Here is a 20,813-nt window from a genome sequence, read left to right on the forward strand (position 1 = left end):
TGACCTACTTTTGTTCCGGCTTCACGATCGGGAAGAGCACCGTCTCCCGAATACCCAGGCCGGTCAGGGCCATGAGCAGCCGGTCGATACCCATGCCGCAACCAGCGGTCGGGGGCATGCCCTGCTCCATGGCGCGGAGGAAGTCCTCGTCCAGGACCATAGCCTCGTCGTCGCCGCCAGCGGCCAGGCGGGCCTGATCCTCGAAGCGCTCGCGCTGGATAACCGGGTCCACCAGCTCGGAGTAGCCGGTGGCCAGCTCGAAGCCGCGAATGTACAGGTCCCACTTCTCGGTCACGCCCGGCTTGGACCGGTGCTGACGGGTCAGGGGTGAGGTCTCAACCGGGAAGTCCTTGACAAAGATCGGGCCGTGCAGCTGATCTTCACACAGCACCTCCCAGATCTCCTCGACGAGCTTGCCGTGCCCCCAGCCGCCCTTAGCGGGAACGTCGAGCCCGATGACCTCGGCGATTGCCTTCAATTCCTCCACGCTGGAGTCGATGGTGACCTCCGGCTGGCCGGGGAACTTCCGCGCCAGCGCCTCGTTGAGCGAGGGGTACATCTCAATGGTCGTCCACTCCCCGCTCAGGTCGTACTCGCTGCCGTCGGCCAGGGTCACCGTGGTGGAGCCGAACACCTCCATGGCGACAGCCTGCACGAGCTCGCGGATGGTGCGCGCGCCATCGTTGTAATCACCCCACGCCTGGTAGGTCTCCAGCATCGCGAACTCCGGGCTGTGGGAAGAATCCACACCCTCGTTGCGGAAGTTGCGGTTAACCTCAAACACCCGGTCAATGCCGCCGACCACGCAGCGCTTAAGAAAGAGCTCGGGAGCAATACGCAGGTAGAGGTCAATGTCCAGGGCATTGGAATGCGTCTGGAACGGGCGCGCCGCCGCACCACCATGCAAGGTCTGCAGCATCGGGGTTTCCACCTCAAGGAAGCCCTCGTCCTCCAGGTGATGGCGCAACGCTCGCATGACCTTAATGCGGGTCAGGGCGTTGTTGCGCGCCTGCTCCCGCATGATGAGGTCGGTGTAACGGTGACGCACCCGAGTGTCCTCGCTCATCTCTGCGAAAGAGACGGGAAGGGGACGCAACGACTTCGAGGCCATCTGCCAGGAGGCGGCCATGACGGATAGCTCGCCGCGTCGAGAAGCAATGATGTGCCCGCGGACCGAGACGAAATCGCCCAAGTCGGCGTCGGACTTCCAGGCGGCGAGGGACTCCTCGCCGACGATGGCCAGGGACAACATGGCCTGCACCTGGGTGCCGTCGCCGTCCTGCAGGGTGGCAAAGCACAGCTTGCCGGTGTTGCGCATAAAGATCAGGCGGCCGGTGACGGCCACCTCGGCGTCCGTCTCCTCGCCGGCCTGCAAGTAGGTAACGCCTTCTTGGCTTTCGACGTCCTCCCCTTCCGCCACGACGACGAACTTCTCCCGCAGATCACGCAAAGAGATAGTGCGGTCAACGACAACGGGGTAAGGATCGATGCCGGACTCCATGAGGCGCGCGCGCTTCTCGCGGCGGATGCGCAGCTGCTCGGGGAGATCGTTACCGGTCTCGGCCTTTTTTACCTGGGGCTTCTTCTGCTCAGTCACGACACCCAAGACTAGTCCATCGAGGTCACCGATACAGAACACTGCGCGGGAGGCACTTTGTGCGTTCGTCAGCTCCACAAAGCTCGTCATCCGATCAGGAAGGTTAGCCGCCCTTGTTATCTGATATCACATTATGTATTCTGATATCAGATTAATTGTCCACCCCAGGCAAGAAAGGACTCACCACCATGTCGCCATCGACAACGAACACCAACGTTCCCGAGGCCGAAGTGGCTGACCGCCCCGTCGGCCACGACGGGGTGAAAGTTAACGTCACTGAGCAGGACGGATGGACGGGCGGTCCCGGCCTCGCCGGAGCCACCATCATCATCGCCGCCCTACTATTCATTGGCGGCATCGCCATGTTCGTTCGGGCGATCATGCTCGCCGACGCAGGCAACGGTGGAATCGGTCTCCTGATTCTTTCGGTGCCCATCTTCATCATTTCGCTGGTGATGTTCGGGATGGTCAAGATCATCTCGCCCGGCCGTACACGGGTAGTCCAGTTCTTTGGCCGCTACCTGGGCACCAACCGACGCACCGGCCTGTCGCTCATTCCCCCGCTGGCCAACTCGACCAAGTTGAGCGTACGAGTTCGTAACTTTGAAACGAACACCATCAAGGTCAATGACTCAGGCGGAAACCCGGTAGTCATCGGCGCCATCATCGTGTGGCAGGTCGCCGATACCGCGAAGGCGACGTTCTCGGTGGAGGACATGGATGAGTTCATTCACTCCCAGGCCGAGTCAGCTCTGCGCCATGTCGCGACGTCGCACCCTTATGATGGCGGCACCTCGCACAATCCCTCACTGTCAGGTTCCACGGATCTGGTGTCGCAGGAGCTCGCGGATGAGGTCGCGGCTCGCGTGAAGGTGGCCGGGTTGGAGATCCTCGAGGCCCGGATCTCCGCCCTGTCCTATGCCCCGGAGATCGCCCAGGCGATGCTGCAGCGCCAGCAGGCCAGCGCGATTGTTGATGCCCGCGAGACCATCGTCGAGGGTGCCGTCACCATGGTCGAAGCTGCCCTCGACCAGCTGGAGGAAAAGGACATCGTCGAGCTCGACCCCGAGCGCCGCGCCGCAATGGTGTCGAACCTCCTAGTCGTGCTGTGCTCGGATTCCAACGCCCAGCCCATCATCAACACCGGCAGCTTGTACTCCTAGGTTTTCCGCGATGGCACGGAAGAACATTCCCCTACGCGTGGACCCGGCGGTCCACGAGGCCATTGCGCGCTGGGCAAACGACGAGGCGCGCAGCGTGAACGCTCAGATTGAGGTCATGCTGCGCGATAGCCTCCGCCGGGCAGGTCGCCTTCCCCGCAGGGTGGGCGACCTGCCGCGGCGTGGCCGGCCGCCCAAACAGGACTAGCCCAGCAGCCAGTCATTCGGCGAGAACAGCTCAAAGCGCACCGACTTGGGGGCTTTGTCGGCGGGCAACTCCAGCAAGTCGCCGCGCACCGCCTGGAGGAAGTCGTTGCCACCACAGAGGTAGACATCAGCACCAGCAAGGTCATGCGTATCGACGTCCACCCGTTCCCCCTCCGCGCGGTAAGCAATCTCCGCCGCTGCGCGCGGAAGCTTTGCTACTAGATCCAGGGCCTGGGCACGTTGAGCATCCTCCTGCTCGGAGGCATCTGCGTGAAGGTACAGCGTCGGACGGTCGGAGCCGGTCTCGGCGAGGTGGGCGAGCATGCCCACCATCGGGGTGGAGCCAATGCCGGAGGAGATGAGGACGACGGGGACGTCGGAATCCTCGAGCACCAAGTCGCCGGCAGCGAGGGTGGCCTGAATGGTGTCGCCAACCTCGATGCGCTCGCGCAGGAAGGTTGACACCTCGCCGTCGGTCTCAACGGCGATCGTGTATTCGGTGGCGGTGCCACCGATGATGGAATACTGCCGCAACTGACGCGCACCGTCGTCAAGCACAACCCCGATGGAAGTGTACTGGCCGGGACGGTGCTCGGTGAGATCACCACGCAGGGTGTAGGAGGTGACTGTGGGGCTGAGCTCCTCCTTCACGGTGACGGTGACGTCGCGGAAGACGTCGCCCGGCGCGACGCCATCCGAGGCATAGAGGGCTTCCTCGAAGGAGATGAGCACCTCCGCCATGATCCAGTAGACCTCGTCCCACGCCTCGGCCACCTCTGCGGTGACGACGTCCGCGCCGAGCACCTCGACGATCGCGGAGAAGAGATTGTCGTGGACGATCTGGTACTGGTCCCGCGTGATTCCCAAGGACACGTGCTTGTGCCCAATCCGGGCCAGCAGGTCCACGGGGTCCGGGGCAGTGGGGTCGACCAGCATGCTGGCGAACGTCACCACGGAGGCAGCCAGTGCCTTCTGTTGTTCGCCGGACTTCTGGTTTCCGCGGTTGAAGGTGTTGGCCAGCAGCTCGGGGTGCTTGGCAAACATGGTGCGGTAGAAGGTTTGGGCAATGGTGGTGATGTTTTCGCCGACGAGCGACAGAGTGGCCTTGATGGTCTCCTCATGCTCAGGCGTGAGATGGCGGTCGCGGGAGGTGGGTTGAGCATTAACAAACATGAGGTCAGGTCACTCCTTCAGTGTGCTGGGTGTCGTCCCCTTCGGGACGTGGAGGCGATTTTACCCGGCTTTAGCCGTACTTATTTAATAGTGTCGGAGTTCACTGACTCTTCACCTCAATATGGTCGCCTGGACACCTGCTCTCCCTAACGTTCAGTCCGTCTCATTTTCGGTTTAAGCCTTGGAGGGCACCACGATGTTGAAGGGCCTCAACCTTCTTTCCAGCAAGTTCACCAGCTCCCGCAGCTCCCTGACCTGCACCTACAAGTGCGGCAATGCGTGCTTCGGCGCATGCGAGAACCCGACCGACAACCCCTACTTCGGTGACCTCATTTCCCGCCGCTCAGCACTGAAGGCCGGCGGACTCACCGTGCTCACCGTCGGCGGCGGTGCTGCCCTCGCTGCCTGCTCCCCCGCCAACGAAAACGCCGCAAGCGGGGCATCGTCCACCTCCTCCGCGACATCCAGCGGCGAGCATCAGTCCGGCAAGGGATTGCAGTTCGATGTCGTCGCCCCCAACGAGGATGACAAGGTCACCGTCCCCACCGGCTACGAACAGTCCGTGCTTATCGCCTGGGGTGACCCGGTCATTGAGGGTGCCCCGGAGTTCGACATCAACAATCAAACCCTCGCGGCTGCCGAGCAGCAGTTCGGCTTCAACAATGACTTTGCCGGCTTGTTTGAACACCCCTCGGACCCCAACCGACTGGTGTATGTCTGCTCGCACGAGTACACCACCGAGCCGCAGATGTTCCCGAACTATGACCCGGAGAATCCGACGGAGGAGCAGGCGCGCATCGGCATCGCTAGCCACGGCCACACCATCCTCGAGGTGTCCAAGGTCGGCGAGACCGGGGAACTCAAGCGCGAGTTCGGCCCCCTCAACCGCCGGATCACCGGCACGACGGAGTTCCGCCTCGTCGGCCCGGGCGCTGGCTCTGGCTACGTGAAAACCTCGGCCGATTCTACTGGCACCAAGGTTCTGGGCACCTTCAACAACTGCGCCGGCGGGCTGACTCCGTGGGGCACGATGCTTTCCGGCGAAGAGAACTTCGACATCTACTTCGCCAACGCCGACGGTGTCAGCGATGAGCGGACCCGCACCTCCGTCGACCGCTTCGGTGCCTCCGAGGGCGAGTCGGATCGCAAGTGGGAGCGCTTCGATTCCCGTTTTGATCTAGCCAAGGAGCCCAACGAGTTCAACCGCTTCGGCTACCTCGTGGAGATCGATCCTTTCGATCCCACCTCCACCCCGGTCAAGCACATGGCCAACGGCCGATTCAAGCATGAGGCTGGCAACATCCATATCACCGATGACGGCACGATCGTCTGTTACTCCGGCGATGATGCCCGCTTTGAGTACCTGTACAAGTTCGTCTCTTCCAAGCAGATGAAGGAGGGCGATAAGGCGCACAACATGACCATCCTCGACGAGGGCACCCTCTACGTTGCGATCATGGAGGGCAACTCCCCGCAGAGCGAGATCGACGGCTCCGGTGAGCTGCCGTCCGATGGGGCTTTTGATGGTGTGGGCCGCTGGGCCAAGCTGATGACGGTTGATGCCACTGGCCAGGCGGAATCCCACGTCGATGGGTTCAGCGGCGAGGAGGTGGCCATCTTCACCCGCGAGGCCGCCGATGCCGTCGGCGCGACGAAGATGGACCGGCCTGAGGACGTGGAGATCTCCCCCACCACCGGCAAGGTCTACATGGCGCTGACCAACAACAAGTACCGCGGTGCGGCGGAGAAGTCGAAGGAAGACGTCCGGGAGTACGCCCCGGTCAAGGAAAACAAGAACGGCCTCGTCATGGAGATCGATGACGATCACGCGGGCGAGAAGTTCACCTGGAACCTCGTGCTCGTCTGCGGCGATCCGGACGAGGCGTACACCTACTTCGGCGGCTTCGACAAGGCCAAGGTCTCTCCGATCTCCTGCCCAGACAACCTGGCCTTTGATGAGTTCGGCAACCTGTGGATCTCCACCGACGGCAACGCCCTCGGTTCTAACGACGGGCTCTACGCCATGGCCGTCGAGGGCAACAACCGCGGCGAGGTGAAATGCTTCCTCACCGTGCCGTTTGCGGCCGAGACCTGCGGGCCGATCGTGGAGAAAAACCGGGTGATCGTCAACGTCCAGCATCCCGGTGAGACGGATGACGCGACCGTCGAAAAGCCTTCTTCTCACTGGCCGGATGGTGGCAGCTCGGCGCCGCGCCCCGCCGTGGCGCAGGTGTGGAAGGCCGACGGCGGCCAGATCGGCGTAGCAAAGGCTTAACCAGCACTCCTTCGCAAGGCTCCACAGCATGCCGCTGTGGAGCCTTGTTTCAGAATTTTCTCTACCCCCAGGCGCGCATCACGCCACCCTTAAGGGGGAGTTACCCAGGGAAGTTAAGTGATTGGCATCCCAACTACCACCCCCCGGGTGACCCATGCCACTTTATGTGAGAAGGTTAGCAGTGACCTTGACAAAACCTGGCGGGCGGCGCCGTCTCTGACAGTTCCGCGGCCTTTTCACTACAACCGAGGAACCAGATGAACTCACTCATCCTTGTCTTCATCGGCGTCGGCATGATGCTGGCTGGTTACTTCCTTTACTCCCGATTCCTCGGGAAAAAGGTGTACCAGCTGTCTGATGGCTATAAGACGCCCGCGCACACCATGACCGATGGTGTGGATTACGTCCCCACCAACAAGTTCGTGCTGTGGGGACACCACTTCACCTCCGTGGCCGGTGCCGCCCCCATCGTCGGCCCGGCCGTTGCTGTTATTTGGGGCTGGCTGCCCGCTTTCCTGTGGGTGACCATCGGCACTGTCTTCATCGCCGGCATGCACGACTTGGGTGCCCTGTGGGCCTCCCAGCGCCACAAGGGCCAATCCATTGGCACCTTGTCGGGCCGATACATCGGCGCCCGCGGCCGCAACCTCTTCCTGGTGGTCATCTTCCTGCTGCTGCTCATGGTCGTCGCGGCCTTCGCAGTGGTCATTTCCAACCTGCTAGTCTCCACCCCGAGCGCTGTCATCCCGACGTGGGGCGCGATCATCGTCGCCCTGTTCATCGGCCAGGCCATCTACCGTTTCAAGTGGAACCTGCCGCTCGTCTCCGTCGTTGGCGTCGTCGTGCTCTACACCCTCATGATCGTCGGCGACCGCTACCCCATCTCCCTGCCGGATTCCGTCCTGGGCCTGAGCCCGAACGCGTTCTGGATCGTCGTCCTCTTCATCTACGGCGGCATCGCCTCCCTCCTGCCGGTGTGGGTGCTGCTCCAGCCGCGCGACTACATCAACGGCCTGCAGCTGTTCGTCGGCCTGGGCATTCTCTACGCCGCGTTCATCTTCACCGCTCCCAACATCGTCGCCCCGGCCGTCAACGCGAACCTGCCTACCGGCACCCCGCCGATCTGGCCGCTGCTGTTCGTCACTATCGCCTGCGGTGCGATCTCCGGCTTCCACGGCATCGTCGCCTCCGGCACTTCCGCCAAGCAGCTGGATAAGGAAACCGACGCCCGCTTCGTCGGCTACTTCGGCGCCATCGGCGAGGGCCTGCTCTCCCTCGGCACGATCATCGCCACCACCGCTGGTTTCAAGACCATCCAGGATTGGGAAGCCATCTACACCGCCTTCAACAAGGGTGGCGTCAACGCCTTCGTCGAAGGCGGCGGCAACCTCATCAACGAGGGCCTGGGTATCCCCAACTCCCTTTCCGCGACCATCCTCGCCACGATGGCGGTCCTCTTCGCCGCCACCACCATGGATACCGGCGTTCGCCTGCAGCGCTTCGTGGTCCAGGAAATCGGCGAGATCGTCGGTGTGAAGATCACCGGCGTGGTGGCCACCCTCATCGTCATCGTCGTTGCCTTGGGTCTGACCTTCTCGGCGGGTGGCGACGGATCCGGCGGCATGCTCATCTGGCCGCTGTTCGGTACCACCAACCAGCTGATGGCAGCTCTGACGCTGTCCATCGTCTGCGTCATCCTCACGCGCCTGCGCCGCCCGACGTGGCCGGTCCTCATTCCGCTGGTGTTCGTGCTCGTGGTGTCCCTGTGGGCGGCAATCGTCCAGGTCCGCGGCTTCTACGATGCGCAGAACTGGCTGCTCCTGTTCCTCGACATCGTCATCATCATCTGCGCCATCTGGGTGACCATCGAGGCGTTCTCCGCCATGAACCGGGCCCGCAACGAGGAGCCGGTGGTGTGGAGCGACGAAGACACCGACGCCCCACTGCCCGTGTCGGTATCGCAGAAGGGCTAGGCAAGTGTTTCGGGACAAGCTGAAGGCATTCACGGACGGGCTCAACGAGTACTACGCGGGCCCGTACCGGGCGATGTTTATCAAGGCCCAGCAGCAGGAAGATGACCTGTTCATGATGCTTGTCATGTCCGAGGCCCTCGGCGTCCCGAACCCCGCCAGCTACTACACGCTGGAGATGCTGCCGATCATCTACGAGGACTTCCATGACTGGCACCGCCGGATGAACATGGAGCACTCACCCCTGGAGAACATTCAATGCTGCTAGATCTCACTGACTCCACCCGCATCATCTTCTTCGGCGGGAAGGGGGGCGTGGGTAAGACGACCGTCGCCTCGGCCACCGCCACCGCGCTCGCGCAGTCCGGCAAGAAGGTCCTGCTCGTCTCCACCGATCCGGCGCACAACCTGGGGCACTTGTGGGAGCGACGCATCGGCGATCGCATCACGACGGTGCGGGAGAACCTCGACGTCATCGAGCTGGACCCGGCGGCGACGACGGCCCAACACCTCAAGGATGTGGGCCACACCATCCGGGGAATGATGCCGGAGCACCTCCACGGTGAGGTGAAAAAGCACCTGCAGCTGGCCGCCCAATCCCCCGGCACGCATGAGGCGGCGATCCTGGAGCGGATCGCCTCCTTGGTGGACACCGAGGCCGATAACTACGATCACGTGGTCTTCGACACCGCCCCCTCCGGGCACACGTCCCGACTCATGGCGTTACCCGAGCTCATGGCGGCGTGGACCGATGGCCTCCTTGATCGGCGAGCCAAGTCCGAGCACCTGTCGTCCGTGGCCCGCGGGTTGGCGCCGACGGGTCGCGATCACATTGTCACCGGCGCGCTCAATCCCGTGGATCGGCGTAACCAACAGTTGCGTTCGCTGCTGCTCAAACGCCGCGCGCGTTTTGAGAACCTGCGGACCGTCCTCACCGACCCCGATCAGTGTGTCTTCTTCATCGTGCTCACCGCCGAGCGCCTCCCCGTCCAGGAAACCCACGAGTTCTGCGAGGAGCTGCGGTCCTCCGGCGTCCGCGTCGGCGGGTGCATCGTCAACCGACGCTCGCCGGTCGACGAGGGCGATTTCCTCGCCCATCGACATGCGTTGGAGGAGCAGGCCCTGCGGGCCCTTTCGCTTAACGACGTCCCCGTGGTCCAGCTCCCCCTCCAGTCCGGGGAGATCGCCGGTATCGCCGGGGTCGAGGATTTCGCCGCGCTGCTGCGCTAGGCGTCCTGCCCCAGGTTGCGGAACCCCACGCCCAGGGGCAGGCCCACGTTATCGATGAGGCGCACGCCCCCGACGGTGGCGGCGACGAGGAGACGGGCATCTCCGGTCTCCTCCGCTTCGCCGAGTTCGAGGCCCCGGACCGCGAGGTACTCCGGTTCGATTCCGGCCGTGTCCAACACCGAGCGGGCGGCGGAAAGCACCGCATCCGCTCCGTGTTCGGCGGCGTGGGCACCCGCCGTCAACGCTGCGGACAGCGCCAGGGCTTGTTCCCGCGCCGCCTCATCAACTTGGGTGTTGCGGAGAGAGAGCGCAATGCCGTCGGGCATGCGCACCGTCGGCACGCCATGGACCGTGACCGGCAGATGCAGATCGGTGACCGCCGACTGCAGGGCACGGATCTGCTCGTAGTCCTTTTCCCCGACGAAGACATCGCTCGGGCCGACGATGTTGAGCTCGGCGATCTGCTGGGTAAGCACCCGGGCAAGATCGCTTACCGGCTCCAGGTGATGATCGACCGGCTGAATGACGGTGCGCAGGCCCTTGGGCCACAGCTCCGCCACGGTGTAGCGCCAGACGGCGTCGACCTGCTCGGACTTAAGCTCCTCCGGAACCTCCGTTCCCGCCCACGCCACGATGACGACGGCGCGGGGAAGGCGCCGGGCAGCACGGATAAGCGCAATGTGACCGGCGTGGAGCCCCACCCCCAGGGGAACCAACACGACCGGGCGCCCCGTTTTTCGCATGGCCCGCGCGAAGATCGAAATGCGCTCAGTGGAAAACTCCTGGGCCTGCCCAAATTCGAAACTCATGACAGCCCTTCCCGGCCGATCGCCCACAGTTCTACGTCTTCTTTTTGGGTTAGCTCGCCCAGTCGGCGCAGCGTATCGCGGAAAATCCGGGCAAACCCGGGGTCCGAGATGGATTTCCACTGTTCATACAGGCCGCCCGGGCCCATGACGGTGGGCGGGTTGGCGAAGAGAAATTCAGAGTTGATGATTTCTTCGGCTTTTTCTTCATTGCCCACGACGTTGGCCACCATGTCGACGGCATCATGACGCAGACTGCGAATAGCGTCCGCGTAGGTCATCGCGGCGGCAATCTTGATACGGTCGTTATCCGCCACATGAATGGTACGAAGTCCTAGCTCCGCGAACAACAGCTCCGCGACGGAAAAGCCCATCTCATCCACCGTGGTCACGGCCCAATGATCGTCGCTGAGCCTGCCAGCGGAAATGACGACCGCGCCCTTGACCTCGAGGGGATCGAGGACCTGCACGCCCTGGGCAAGGCAAGTGTGCACGACGATCTGGCCCCGTCGAACGTGCGGCTCGAGGGTATCCACTGCCTCTTCCAAGGAGCTGTCCCGGACCACAAGAAGGATGAGGTCCATGTCCTCCCACGGCAGTGAGCCTTCCACGGGCCAATGAAGATAATGGCCCGCGCTGTCCATCAGGTCCGGAAGCCGAGCCAGCCGCTCACGCTCGTGATGCTCAGTATCGACGTACACGCCCACCCGCATACGGGGTGCCTGCATGAGTTCTCCTTGGTGGTTAATTTTCCTCGCTGGCCTTGGCCCGCGCCAAAAGCTCCGCAACGGACACGCCGCCTTGTTCGTCCCGCCGGCGGCGCCCGCGCCGACCTTCTTCGACCACCGGAGCTTCGACCACCGGGGGCTCAGGTTCAGGAGCGACAGGCTCTGGCACCTCCGCCACCTCGGGCTCCTCCGCTGCGAAGTTGAAGCCAGCCCCATGCCGTCCGACGTAGGTCGGGGTGACCGGTTCTTCTTCCGGCGGCTCCACCTCGCTTCGGTGCACTCCACCCTGATCCCAGGAAACGGCCTCGAAAGATCCAGTGCTAAAGGCTCGGGTCTGCTCTTGCTCCCGGCGCTGGTTTTCGGCGATGAGCTCCGCCAAGGGGTTGGGAATGGGTCGGGATGGGGTCTCTTGCTGCCCAAGGCGCCCGGCAACGGCGTCAGAGGAAGGAGGGCCGGTGTGCACGTGGCTGAAGTCAGGAAGCGGGGACTCGTAGGGCTCCGGCTCAGGTTCCGGCTCGGGAGTGGCGGCGACTGCTGCCGCCTCCTCCAACTCGAGGATCCGGCGGGCCTCGGCTCGCAGCGAGGCGGGTTCGTAGCCGAACTCCCTCCCGGAAAGTTCTTCCAATTGGGCGCGCAGAGCCTTGAGCTCGCGTTGGATATCAGCCAGGACTTCGGATTCGCGGGCACGCATCTCGTGGAGCAGTTCCAACTCCTGGGAGGGAGTACCCTCCCCGGCTAGCACGCGCGAATGCGCCAATTCCCGTTGATGTTCCAGCTCGGCGTCTTTGGCATCCACTGCCTGGCGCGAGCGATAGACCAGAAAAGAACCGAGCAGGGCTGCCCAGAGGGCGGCGATAAGGGCGAGCTTGAGGGCACCGGTGTTATCGGTAAACAGCATGACCAGGCTGGCAACGAAGGCGACAACGATGAGCGCGATCAGCAACAGCTGACCGCGGTCGGTGCCCTTCCAAGCATTCTGGTCATTCATGGGCTCCACTCTAACCAACCAACTCTCCATCGGAGGGTGGCGGCGTTTCGCAGTGTCGTTCGAGATAGAGGCCCGCGGCGGACAACGCGATCCCGCCTAGTGCCGAGGCGAGGACTCCGGGCAGGTCTTCGGCGGCGGCCACGAGTTCGCCGATGCGCGGCAGGATGTAGGACGCCATACCAACGTATCCGCCCCCGATGATCGCCCCGGTCCACGCGGAAGCCTTGGCCAGCACCAAAAATTGTGCGGCCATGACGGGGTTGAGTTGACTACGGTCCTGGCCAATCCGGCCCTCATCCAGGCGGGAGCGGACCTTCCATGCGAGGAACACACACAAGGCGGTCAGTGCCCACAACGTCACCGATACCGTGACAGGGATGGCCATCATGGAACCGTAGAATCCCCAGGTCAAGATAGCTACGACGGCGGCACTGAAGCCGCCGGCGGCGACGAGCCCAATGATAGGGGTGCGGGTCATAGCAGCGACCCCACTTCCTTGATAGCGGCGGCGTCGGCCGGATCGAGCCCGGCCACCCACTCCGCGACGGGACGCCCGCGCAGGACCGCTACAGGGTCAGCCGCGAGCCAGGGGACGAGGACGAAGGCGCGCTCGTGGGCGAAAGGGTGAGGGAGGGTGAGCACCGGGTCGTCGGATAGCACTTCCTTACCGTCCTCCACGACCTGCACGATGTCGACGTCGAGGGTGCGCGGACCCCAGTGTCGAATCCGCCGCCGGGCGGCGGCCTCCTCCAGGGCCTGACCGCGACGAAGCAGCTGAAGGGGGGTGCCGGGGACGTCGATAAGCAGAACCGCATTGAGGAACTCGTCCTGATCCTCGACGCCCCACGGCGGCGTGGAGAAGATCGGTGACGCGGCGACGATGTCGGCGCGGAAGTCATCAACGACGGTGCCCAGCAGCGCGCGGCGATCCTCCATGTTGGACCCGATGGACAGAACGGCGCGCATCAGGCGTTCCTAAACTCGGCGCGGGTGCGGCGCGAGCGGCGGGCAACAACGGCGACATCGCTAAACGTGTGCGGGATGGGCGCGGAGGGCTTGTGGATCGTCACCTCGACGGCGTGGAGCAGGTCGAACCGCGCGAGGGCGTCGTCGGCGATGAGCGCCGCGACCGTCTCAATGAGATCGCGCGAGGGCCCCGAGACCACCGAAATGGCCAGCTCGGCCAGCTCGGCGTAGTTGACAGTCAGGCGAAGATCATCGGTCGCGGCCGCCTGCGCGGTGTCCAACCAGCAGGTGATGTCGACGATGAACAGCTGCCCCTCGCGCTTTTCCTCCGGGAATACCCCGTGGTAGCCGAAGCATTCCAGGCCGCGGAGTTCGATGCGATCAGCCACGAGAGCCACCTCCGGAGCGCCACAGGGCGGCCACGTCCACCGCATCGCGGGAGACCGGGACGTTGTGCACCCGCACGCCCCAGGCTCCCATCTGCGCGGAAATGGCGGTGACGGCGGCGGTGGCGGGATCGGCATCGGCGGGCGCGCCTGCGAACCCGCGGTCGTCGCGGACCGCCGCCAGGAAACGCTTGCGGGAAGCGCCGACGAGCACGGGGAACTCGCCGCCGATGAAGCTCGGGAGGGCGTGGAGCAGCGCCCAATTGTCCTCGCGGGATTTCGCGAAACCCAACCCCGGGTCGAGGACGATGTTGTCTCGGGCGACCCCAGCATCCAAGGCATTGCCCACCAACTGGTCGAGTCGTTCGCGGACGTCGCGGACGACATCGCCACCGTGGTCAGCCGTGCCAGCGGCGTCGCCGAAGCGCAAGGTGCGCCAATGCATGAGGCAGACGGGCAGGGCGGTATCGGCCATGACGCGGTACATATCCGGATCAGCCAAGCCACCGGAAACATCGTTGATGAGGCACGCCCCGGCCTCCGCGGCTACGGAAGCCACCGAGGCGCGCATCGTATCCACCGACGTGGCGATGCCCTCCTGGGAGAGAGCCGCGATAACCGGGGCGACGCGCTCCGCCTCCAGCCGGGGGTCCACGCGCGTGGCACCGGGGCGGGTCGATTCGCCGCCGACGTCGATCATGTCCGCGCCCTGCGCCACCAGCTCCCGCCCGTGGGCAATGGCGCGGTCAATGTCGAGCCACTGGCCGCCATCGGAAAACGAGTCCTCGGTGACATTGACAATGCCCATGACTAAGCACCGCCCCGGCACGGTGAGGTCTGCAACGCGCATGCCACCCACCCTAACTACGGATGAGGCTGAGCACCTCGGCGCGGGACGCGGCATTGGTTTTGAATCCGCCGCGCACCGCCGAGGTCGTGGTCGTCGCCCCGGGCTTGCGGATGCCGCGCATCGCCATGCACAGGTGCTCACATTCGATGACCACTATCGCGGCCTGCGCGCCGAGCTTGTCCACGAGGGCATCGGCAATCTGCGAAGTCAGCCGTTCCTGCACCTGCGGACGCTTGGCGTACATGTCCGCCAGGCGAGCCAGCTTGGACAGGCCCGTGACCTGGCCGGACTTGCCCGGGATGTAGCCGATGTGGGCTGTGCCGTAGAAGGGCACGAGGTGATGCTCGCACGTGGAATAGATCGGGATGTCGCGGACGAGGACGAGCTCCTGGTGATCCTCCGCGAAAGTCTTCGTCAACACCTCGGTCGGGTCGGTGTGCAGCCCGGCAAAAATCTCCCGGTAGGAGCGCGCCACGCGGGCCGGCGTTTCCCGCAGTCCCTCGCGGTCGGGGTCTTCGCCGACGGCGATGAGCAATTCCCGGACTGCGGCCTCGGCGCGAGCCTGATCGAATTCAGTCATTTAGTCGTCCTTAGGTTCCACAGGGTCTGCTGCGTCTGCTGCGTCGGCGGCGGGCTTTTCGATCACGGCAGTATCTTCACTAGCTTTCCGGTTCTCTGGCTGCTCGTGGTCCGGCAGGCGGAACCCGATGACCTCGGTCGGGGGATCCTTCCGATCGGTCTCGGCTGCCTCAGGAGCCACCGGCCCGTAGTTCTTCATGCCCGGGTGCTCCTCGCTGGCGGAGGAGTAGGGGTTGGACTTCGGCGGCCAGCCCGGCGCGGACCAGTCCGCGGGCGGCGGGGTTCCGCCGTAGCGGGCCTTCGTTTCCGAGGCAGAATCCGGGACTGATCCCGGGTTGCCCTCGCGGTGGTGACGGCCCTCGGCGGGAGCCGAGGGACCGGCGGGAACCGGGGGCGCCGCAGCGAGCTCGGCCTGACGCTTAGCGCGGGCTTCCTTCGACATCTCCAGCAGGGAGAAGCGCTTCGGCGGTTCTTCGCCGCGCTCGATGGCCATCTCAACGGGGGTTTTGACGGGCTCGCGGTCGGCCTGGCGGGGGAAGCGATCGTTCTCGCCGGGGAAGATGTCGTGGGCCGCGCGCGGCTCGATGCCCTCGAAGAGGACCTCGAGGTCGGGGCGTCGCAACGTTTCCTTCTCCAGGAGTTTCTCTGCGAGGCGGTCGAGGTACTCGCGGTTGTCGCGGAGGATGGTGTACGCCTGCTCGTGGGCGGCGTCGAGGAGGCGGTGGGTCTCCTCGTCGATCTTCGCGGCGATGGCGGGGGACACCTCCAGCGTGCCGCCGCCCCCGCGGCCGGAGAAGGGATCGCCCTGCTCTTGACCGTATTTGACCACGCCGAGGGTGGGCGACATGCCGTATTCGGTGAGCATGGCGCGGGCGATCTTGGTGGCCTGCTCGATATCGGCGGAGGCACCGGTGGTGGGCTCGCCGAAGACGAGCTCCTCCGCGGCGCGGCCGCCCATGGCGAAAACGAGGCGGGCGAAGAGCTCATCGCGGTTGTACATGCCCTTGTCGTCCTCGGCGGCGGTCATGGCGTGGCCGCCGGTGCGGCCGCGGGCGAGGATGGTCACCTTGTACACGCGCTCGATGTCCTTGAGCGCCCACGCGGCGAGGGTGTGCCCGCCCTCGTGGTAGGCGGTGACCTTCTTTTCCTTCTCGGAGATGACCTTGCCTTCGCGGCGGGGGCCGCCGATGACGCGGTCGGTGGCCTCTTCGAGGGCGTCGGCAGTGATGACGTTGCCGCCGATGCGGGCGGTGAGGAGGGCGGCCTCGTTAAGGACGTTGGCCAGGTCGGCGCCGGACATGCCGGCGGTGCGCTTGGCCAGGGCATTGAGGTCAGCGTCCGGGCCGAGGGGCTTGCCCTTGGCGTGGACGTTGAGGATCATTTCGCGCCCGGCGAGGTCGGGCGCGGTGACGGGGATCTGCCGGTCAAAGCGGCCGGGGCGCAGCAGGGCGGGGTCGAGGATGTCGGGGCGGTTGGTCGCCGCCATGAGGATGACACCTTCGCGGTCGCCGAAGCCATCCATCTCGACGAGGAGCTGGTTGAGCGTTTGTTCGCGCTCGTCGTGTCCGCCACCCATGCCGGAGCCGCGCTGGCGTCCGACGGCGTCGATCTCATCGACGAAGATGATGCAGGGGCTGTTCTCCTTGGCCTGCTTGAACAGGTCGCGCACGCGGGAGGCACCGACGCCGACAAACATTTCCACGAAATCCGAACCGGAGATGGAGTAGAACGGCACCCCGGCTTCACCGGCGACGGCGCGCGCGAGGAGGGTCTTGCCCGTGCCGGGCGGTCCGTAGAGCAGCACGCCGCGGGGAATCTTCGCGCCGAGGGCGTGGTAGCGGGCCGGGTCCTGGAGGAAGTCCTTGATTTCCACCAGCTCGTCGACCGCTTCGTCAGCACCAGCGACGTCGGCGAAGGTGTTGGTGGGCATGTCCTTGGTCAGTTCCTTGGCCTTGGAGCCGCCGAAACCAAACATGCCGCCGGTTTGCATGCGGGTAAAGAAGAAGAACAGCAGGCCGAAGAGAATGAGCATGGGCAGCAGGAATCCGAGCATGCTGCCCAGGAAGCTGTCTTGGGTGACCCTCGTCGTGTACTTGTCAGCACCGGAGTTCTTCACCGCGTCGAATACTTCCGGCGCAGTGCGGGCCGGGTACTGGGCCATGATCTCGTCGACGCCCTCACGTTCCTCATACGTGATCGGGTTGCGCAGTTCGATGCGCACGCGCTGCTCGCGGTCATCGATCTGCACCTCCTTGGCGTTGTTGTCATTCAGCTGCGCCATGGCCACGGAGGTATCTACCTGCTGGTAGTTACGAGTGTCGTCCGTGAAAAGGGTGAACACGTACAGGGAGATCAGGACGACTGCGGCGAGCAGGCCGATCTGGAGAATTCTCTTGTTCTTCATGTATGCAGTCGCGCAGAGCTTAGGTGCCTCTCGCGACCAATGCCTTTCGGGTGCGGTAGCTTCACTGACTCCACAACGGGCCGGATGGCCCTTTTGTTCCCGCGCTAGCTCCCGGAGTAGACGTCCGGGTGCAGGGTGCCCACGTAGGGAAGGTCGCGGTAGCGCTCGGCGTAGTCGAGGCCGTAACCGATGACGAACTCGTTGGGGATGTCGAAGCCGACGTCGAAAAGGTCAATGTCAGCCTTGACCACGTCGGGCTTGCGCAGCAGCGTGATCACTTCGAGGGACTTGGGCTGCCGGGCGCGGAGGTTACGCATGAGCCACGACAGGGTGAGCCCGGAATCAATAATGTCCTCGACGATGAGGACGTTGCGGCCCTGAATCTCGCGGTCGAGGTCTTTGAGGATGCGCACCACACCGGAAGAGGTGGTGGAGTTGCCGTAGGAAGACACGGCCATGAATTCGACCTGCGCGGGGATGTCGAGCGCGCGGGCGAAGTCGGTGAGGAAAAAGACTGCGCCCTTGAGCACGCACACCAAGATGAGGTCTTCCTCGGTGTCCCGATAGGTCTCCGATACCTTCGCGGCGAGTTCGGCGATCCGATTGGAGAGGTCGTCTTCGCTGATCAACACCGCCTCGACGTCGTCGCCGTAGCGGTTAGCGGGGACGTGGAAGTCCTTCTTGTCGTGCATGCTCATGGCACCTTTCCTAGGCCTGCTCGGATAGTGACAGTCTGCCATTAGACCGCCGCACTTCCAACCTTCTTCCGTTGCGCTGGCCCACGGCGACCCCGCCCTGGCCATGCCAGTCAATGCACAGCGCCTCCACCATGCTTATCGACGCCCCCGTCACTCCCACTCCGCGCTCCCGCAGCCACGCCGCCAAGCGGCGGCGTCGCAGCGGTCCCGGTTGAGCGGCAAGTTCAGCGCAGTCGTCGGTCGGCGCCCCCGCCAGTTCGCTGAGCAGCTCATTATCTGCGGCGCTGCGTTCCGCCGCTTGTGCCAGGGCCTCGGAGGCGTCTCCCCCGATGAGGCGATGGAGGGCGGGCAGGATTTCCTGGCGCAGCGCCACCCGCCTAAAAGCTGGGTCCGCATTGTGGGGGTCGTGCCAGGGCTCCAACCCCAGTTCCGCGCACGCGCCCACGGTGTCGGCGCGCCGAATGCTGAGGAAGGGGCGCACGATGCGGCCTGAGTGCGGGCTCATCCCGGTCGGGTTCCCGCGCAGCGCCCCCAAGAGAAAGGTCTCGGCCTGGTCATCGAGGGTGTGCGCGACCCACACGTCATTGCCCGGTTCGCTCAACGCCTGGTAGCGCACGTGGCGGGCCTGGGCTTCAAGGTTCCCCGCCGGCACCGTCACTGTGCGCAGCTGCGCACGCGCCCCCAGCTTCTCAGCCTGCGCGACGGCCCGGCGCGCCACGTCCCCCGACCCCGGCTGCAGCTGGTGATCCACCACCACCGCCAAGACTTCCTGCCCCTCGGCGACCGCGGCGGCGACCAAGGCGAGGGAATCCGCCCCTCCCGACAGGCCCACCGTGACGGGACCGGCGGTGAGGTGGGGACGGACAGCGCGTCGACAAGCAAGAAAGTGGGGGCTGTGCCGCGGATAGTCCACGTTAAGAATCCCGAATAGTCGAGGCCACCGTGTCCAGCGCCCGGCGCGCGGCGAGGATTTCCGAGCCGTTGGACAACAAAGCGAAGGAGTAGACGCGACCCGAATCCGCCGTGACGATCCCCGCGAGCGCCGACGTATTAGTCAACGTGCCCGTCTTCGCGCGCACCCACCCGCGGCCCGACTGGTCGAGGTAGCGATCCGACAGGGTACCCTCCCCACCTGCCACCGGCAGGGTGGCCAGCAGGGGCCGCAGCTCGGGGTTCGTCGCGGCGTCGACAAGCACCTCATCGAGGACGCGCGGCGGAATGAGGTTGAGCGTGGACAACCCGGAATTATCCGCCAAGGACACCCCAGTGAGGTCGATGTTTCGCGCGCTCAGCACGTCCAGCGTCGCCTGCGTCGCCCCCTGCGCCGTGCCTGCCTGCCCCCGGTGCAGGGCCACCTCGTGGCCCACCGCCTCCGCCATGACGTTGTCCGAATGCAGCATCATCTCCGTCAGCCGCTCGATCAGCGGCGGCGAACTTGTCCGGGCGACAACCGTCCCGTCCTCCGGAACCGGGCCCAACCCGACGGTGCTCGCCCCGATTCGATCCGCCACAGCCTTCGCCACATCCAACGCCGGGGTATGCGAACGCGGGACATCACCCTCCGTCTGCCCAATCCGGGCACCGTTGAGCATCGCGGGTTCCAACGGGGCGATATACCCGGCATCGATGTCCGCCGGATCCCACCCCGGCATGAGCGCTTCACCCGACCAGGCGGAGGTATCCACGAACACCTGCTCCGCCTCCCCGATCTGCTTCGCCAGCTCATCCATCTGCTTGGCCGTCAGCCAGACATCCCCGACGGCCCGAATGGTCACGGACTTTTTGTCAGCACTCTGGATGACCTCCGTGGTGATGACATCATCCGGACCCAACTCGAGGACCGCCGCCGCCGCGGTAAGAATCTTCGTGGCACTCGCCGGCTGCAGCGCCGTATCAGCGTCTTGCTGCCACACCACCTCCCCGGTCACCGTGTCGGTGACCCGCCCGTGCAGGGTGCCCAGGTCGGCGCCCACCTCGGATGCCAACAGGTCGTCGATACGCGCGGCCAACGCCGCATTATCCACCTCCCCCTCTGCTCGCGCGGGGCTCAGGATCTGCGACGGCGCCGGGGCCGCCAAGGCAGGAGCATGCGTGAGGTCACCGTAATAGCGCTGCGTCACCACACCGACGCCCGCAACACCCGCCACCGCGACCGCCACCACGCCAGCGGTCACGGACCACCACACCTTTTTTCCGCTCATTCCCAACAGACTAATGCCTCCCACTGACACGGCCACCGACCCGGCTACTACGGGCGGTAGAATGTGGGGCAACATCTGCCACCCAGCTATTCAAGGAGCCATCACATGGGCGTTGAAGTGACCATCGAGATCCCCAAGGGTTCACGCAACAAGTACGAAGTCGACCACGAGACCGGCCGCGTCTTCCTCGACCGCTACCTGTTCACCCCCATGGCCTACCCGGCCGACTACGGCTTCATCGAGCACACCCTCGGTGAAGACGGAGATCCCTTGGATGCCCTCGTCATCCTGCCCGAGCCCGTATTCCCCGGCGTCGTGGTCAAGGCCCGCATCGTCGGCGTGTTCAAAATGACCGACGAGGCCGGTGGCGACGACAAGCTTCTCTGCGTCATCGACGACCCGCGCTTCGACCACTTCCAAGAGCTCGAGGATGTCTCCTCCTTCACCCTTGATGAGATCGAGCACTTCTTCGTCCACTACAAGGACCTTGAGCCGAACAAGGAAGTCACCGGCTCCGGCTGGGGCTCCCGCGAGGAAGCCGAGAAGATCCTCGCCGAGGCCGTTGCTCGCTACAAGTAAGACTGCTTAACGGCGC

The 20,813-nt window shown here is 64.6% G+C and carries 21 protein-coding genes; 7 read left to right on the forward strand and 14 right to left on the reverse strand.

Annotation, left to right across the window (positions count from 1 at the left end; genetic code table 11):
• Window positions 1-4 precede the first annotated feature (4 nt).
• A complete protein-coding gene (lysS, locus tag CATRI_RS11510) occupies window positions 5-1,597 on the reverse strand; it encodes a lysine--tRNA ligase (protein WP_435384169.1) in 1,593 nt (530 codons plus the stop codon).
• A 188-nt stretch (window positions 1,598-1,785) separates the two neighbouring features.
• On the opposite strand from lysS, the gene CATRI_RS11515 reads away from it, so the two are divergent.
• Entirely contained in the window at window positions 1,786-2,760 is a 975-nt protein-coding gene (locus CATRI_RS11515; protein ID WP_290217711.1) for an SPFH domain-containing protein, read from the forward strand.
• 10 nt (window positions 2,761-2,770) lie between these two features.
• Window positions 2,771-2,965 carry a type II toxin-antitoxin system antitoxin gene (locus CATRI_RS11520; protein ID WP_290217714.1) on the forward strand — a complete coding sequence of 65 codons (195 nt, stop codon included), beginning with the start codon at window positions 2,771-2,773 and terminating at the stop codon, window positions 2,963-2,965.
• Here CATRI_RS11520 and CATRI_RS11525 read toward each other — a convergent pair.
• Window positions 2,962-4,137, reverse strand: a complete 1,176-nt coding sequence (locus tag CATRI_RS11525) for a globin domain-containing protein (protein WP_290217716.1) — start codon at window positions 4,135-4,137, stop codon at window positions 2,962-2,964. The genes CATRI_RS11520 and CATRI_RS11525 overlap by 4 nt on opposite strands.
• A gap of 196 nt (window positions 4,138-4,333) precedes the next feature.
• Between CATRI_RS11525 and CATRI_RS11530 the strand changes: the two genes are divergently transcribed.
• The 4 genes from CATRI_RS11530 (at window position 4,334) to CATRI_RS11545 (ending at window position 9,612) form a co-directional block, all read left to right on the forward strand.
• Window positions 4,334-6,412 (forward strand): PhoX family protein, encoded by a 2,079-nt coding sequence (locus tag CATRI_RS11530; protein ID WP_290217718.1) that lies wholly within the window; start codon window positions 4,334-4,336, stop codon window positions 6,410-6,412.
• 257 nt (window positions 6,413-6,669) lie between these two features.
• The gene (locus CATRI_RS11535; RefSeq protein ID WP_290217720.1) at window positions 6,670-8,385 is read left to right on the forward strand and encodes a carbon starvation CstA family protein; all 1,716 of its coding nucleotides are present in this window, start codon (window positions 6,670-6,672) and stop codon (window positions 8,383-8,385) included.
• Window positions 8,386-8,389: 4 nt separating this feature from the next.
• The gene (locus tag CATRI_RS11540) at window positions 8,390-8,650 is read left to right on the forward strand and encodes a cory-CC-star protein (RefSeq protein WP_494337459.1); all 261 of its coding nucleotides are present in this window, start codon (window positions 8,390-8,392) and stop codon (window positions 8,648-8,650) included.
• Window positions 8,641-9,612, forward strand: a complete 972-nt coding sequence (locus CATRI_RS11545) for an ArsA family ATPase (protein ID WP_290217722.1) — start codon at window positions 8,641-8,643, stop codon at window positions 9,610-9,612. The genes CATRI_RS11540 and CATRI_RS11545 overlap by 10 nt, the downstream gene beginning before the upstream one ends.
• On the opposite strand, the gene CATRI_RS11550 is transcribed toward CATRI_RS11545, so the two are convergent.
• The 12 genes from CATRI_RS11550 to dacB all read right to left on the reverse strand — a co-directional run bounded on the left by CATRI_RS11550 (window position 9,609) and on the right by dacB (window position 20,218).
• The gene (locus CATRI_RS11550) at window positions 9,609-10,421 is read right to left on the reverse strand and encodes a pantoate--beta-alanine ligase (RefSeq protein WP_290217724.1); all 813 of its coding nucleotides are present in this window, start codon (window positions 10,419-10,421) and stop codon (window positions 9,609-9,611) included. The two genes, CATRI_RS11545 and CATRI_RS11550, sit on opposite strands and share 4 nt — an antisense overlap.
• Window positions 10,418-11,146: a 6PGD fold domain-containing protein gene (locus tag CATRI_RS11555; RefSeq protein WP_290217726.1), complete on the reverse strand. Its 729-nt coding sequence runs from the start codon at window positions 11,144-11,146 to the stop codon at window positions 10,418-10,420. The genes CATRI_RS11550 and CATRI_RS11555 overlap by 4 nt, the downstream gene beginning before the upstream one ends.
• A 16-nt stretch (window positions 11,147-11,162) precedes the next feature.
• A complete protein-coding gene (locus tag CATRI_RS11560; protein WP_290217729.1) occupies window positions 11,163-12,134 on the reverse strand; it encodes a DUF6779 domain-containing protein in 972 nt (323 codons plus the stop codon).
• 10 nt (window positions 12,135-12,144) lie between these two features.
• Entirely contained in the window at window positions 12,145-12,612 is a 468-nt protein-coding gene (locus CATRI_RS11565) for a DUF3180 domain-containing protein (RefSeq protein ID WP_290217731.1), read from the reverse strand.
• Entirely contained in the window at window positions 12,609-13,100 is a 492-nt protein-coding gene (folK, locus tag CATRI_RS11570; RefSeq protein WP_290217733.1) for a 2-amino-4-hydroxy-6-hydroxymethyldihydropteridine diphosphokinase, read from the reverse strand. Before folK ends, CATRI_RS11565 begins: the two co-directional genes overlap by 4 nt.
• Window positions 13,100-13,489 carry a dihydroneopterin aldolase gene (gene folB, locus CATRI_RS11575; RefSeq protein WP_290217735.1) on the reverse strand — a complete coding sequence of 130 codons (390 nt, stop codon included), beginning with the start codon at window positions 13,487-13,489 and terminating at the stop codon, window positions 13,100-13,102. The genes folK and folB overlap by 1 nt, the downstream gene beginning before the upstream one ends.
• The gene (gene folP / locus CATRI_RS11580; protein WP_290217737.1) at window positions 13,482-14,336 is read right to left on the reverse strand and encodes a dihydropteroate synthase; all 855 of its coding nucleotides are present in this window, start codon (window positions 14,334-14,336) and stop codon (window positions 13,482-13,484) included. The genes folB and folP overlap by 8 nt, the downstream gene beginning before the upstream one ends.
• A gap of 10 nt (window positions 14,337-14,346) precedes the next feature.
• Entirely contained in the window at window positions 14,347-14,916 is a 570-nt protein-coding gene (folE, locus tag CATRI_RS11585; RefSeq protein WP_290217739.1) for a GTP cyclohydrolase I FolE, read from the reverse strand.
• A complete protein-coding gene (ftsH, locus tag CATRI_RS11590) occupies window positions 14,917-17,319 on the reverse strand; it encodes an ATP-dependent zinc metalloprotease FtsH (RefSeq protein ID WP_290217741.1) in 2,403 nt (800 codons plus the stop codon). It lies immediately after the preceding gene.
• A gap of 104 nt (window positions 17,320-17,423) precedes the next feature.
• Window positions 17,424-18,011, reverse strand: a complete 588-nt coding sequence (gene hpt, locus CATRI_RS11595; RefSeq protein WP_290221172.1) for a hypoxanthine phosphoribosyltransferase — start codon at window positions 18,009-18,011, stop codon at window positions 17,424-17,426.
• Window positions 18,012-18,027: 16 nt separating this feature from the next.
• On the reverse strand, window positions 18,028-18,930 hold the full coding sequence (tilS, locus tag CATRI_RS11600) for a tRNA lysidine(34) synthetase TilS (RefSeq protein WP_290217743.1): 903 nt from the start codon (window positions 18,928-18,930) through the stop codon (window positions 18,028-18,030).
• A gap of 1 nt (window position 18,931) precedes the next feature.
• The gene (dacB, locus tag CATRI_RS11605) at window positions 18,932-20,218 is read right to left on the reverse strand and encodes a D-alanyl-D-alanine carboxypeptidase/D-alanyl-D-alanine endopeptidase (RefSeq protein ID WP_290217745.1); all 1,287 of its coding nucleotides are present in this window, start codon (window positions 20,216-20,218) and stop codon (window positions 18,932-18,934) included.
• Window positions 20,219-20,323: 105 nt separating this feature from the next.
• On the opposite strand from dacB, the gene CATRI_RS11610 reads away from it, so the two are divergent.
• Window positions 20,324-20,797 carry an inorganic diphosphatase gene (locus tag CATRI_RS11610; protein ID WP_290217747.1) on the forward strand — a complete coding sequence of 158 codons (474 nt, stop codon included), beginning with the start codon at window positions 20,324-20,326 and terminating at the stop codon, window positions 20,795-20,797.
• The last annotated feature ends 16 nt before the right edge of the window (window positions 20,798-20,813 follow it).

It is taken from the genome of Corynebacterium atrinae (assembly GCF_030408455.1).
GTDB classification, from domain to species: domain Bacteria; phylum Actinomycetota; class Actinomycetes; order Mycobacteriales; family Mycobacteriaceae; genus Corynebacterium; species Corynebacterium atrinae.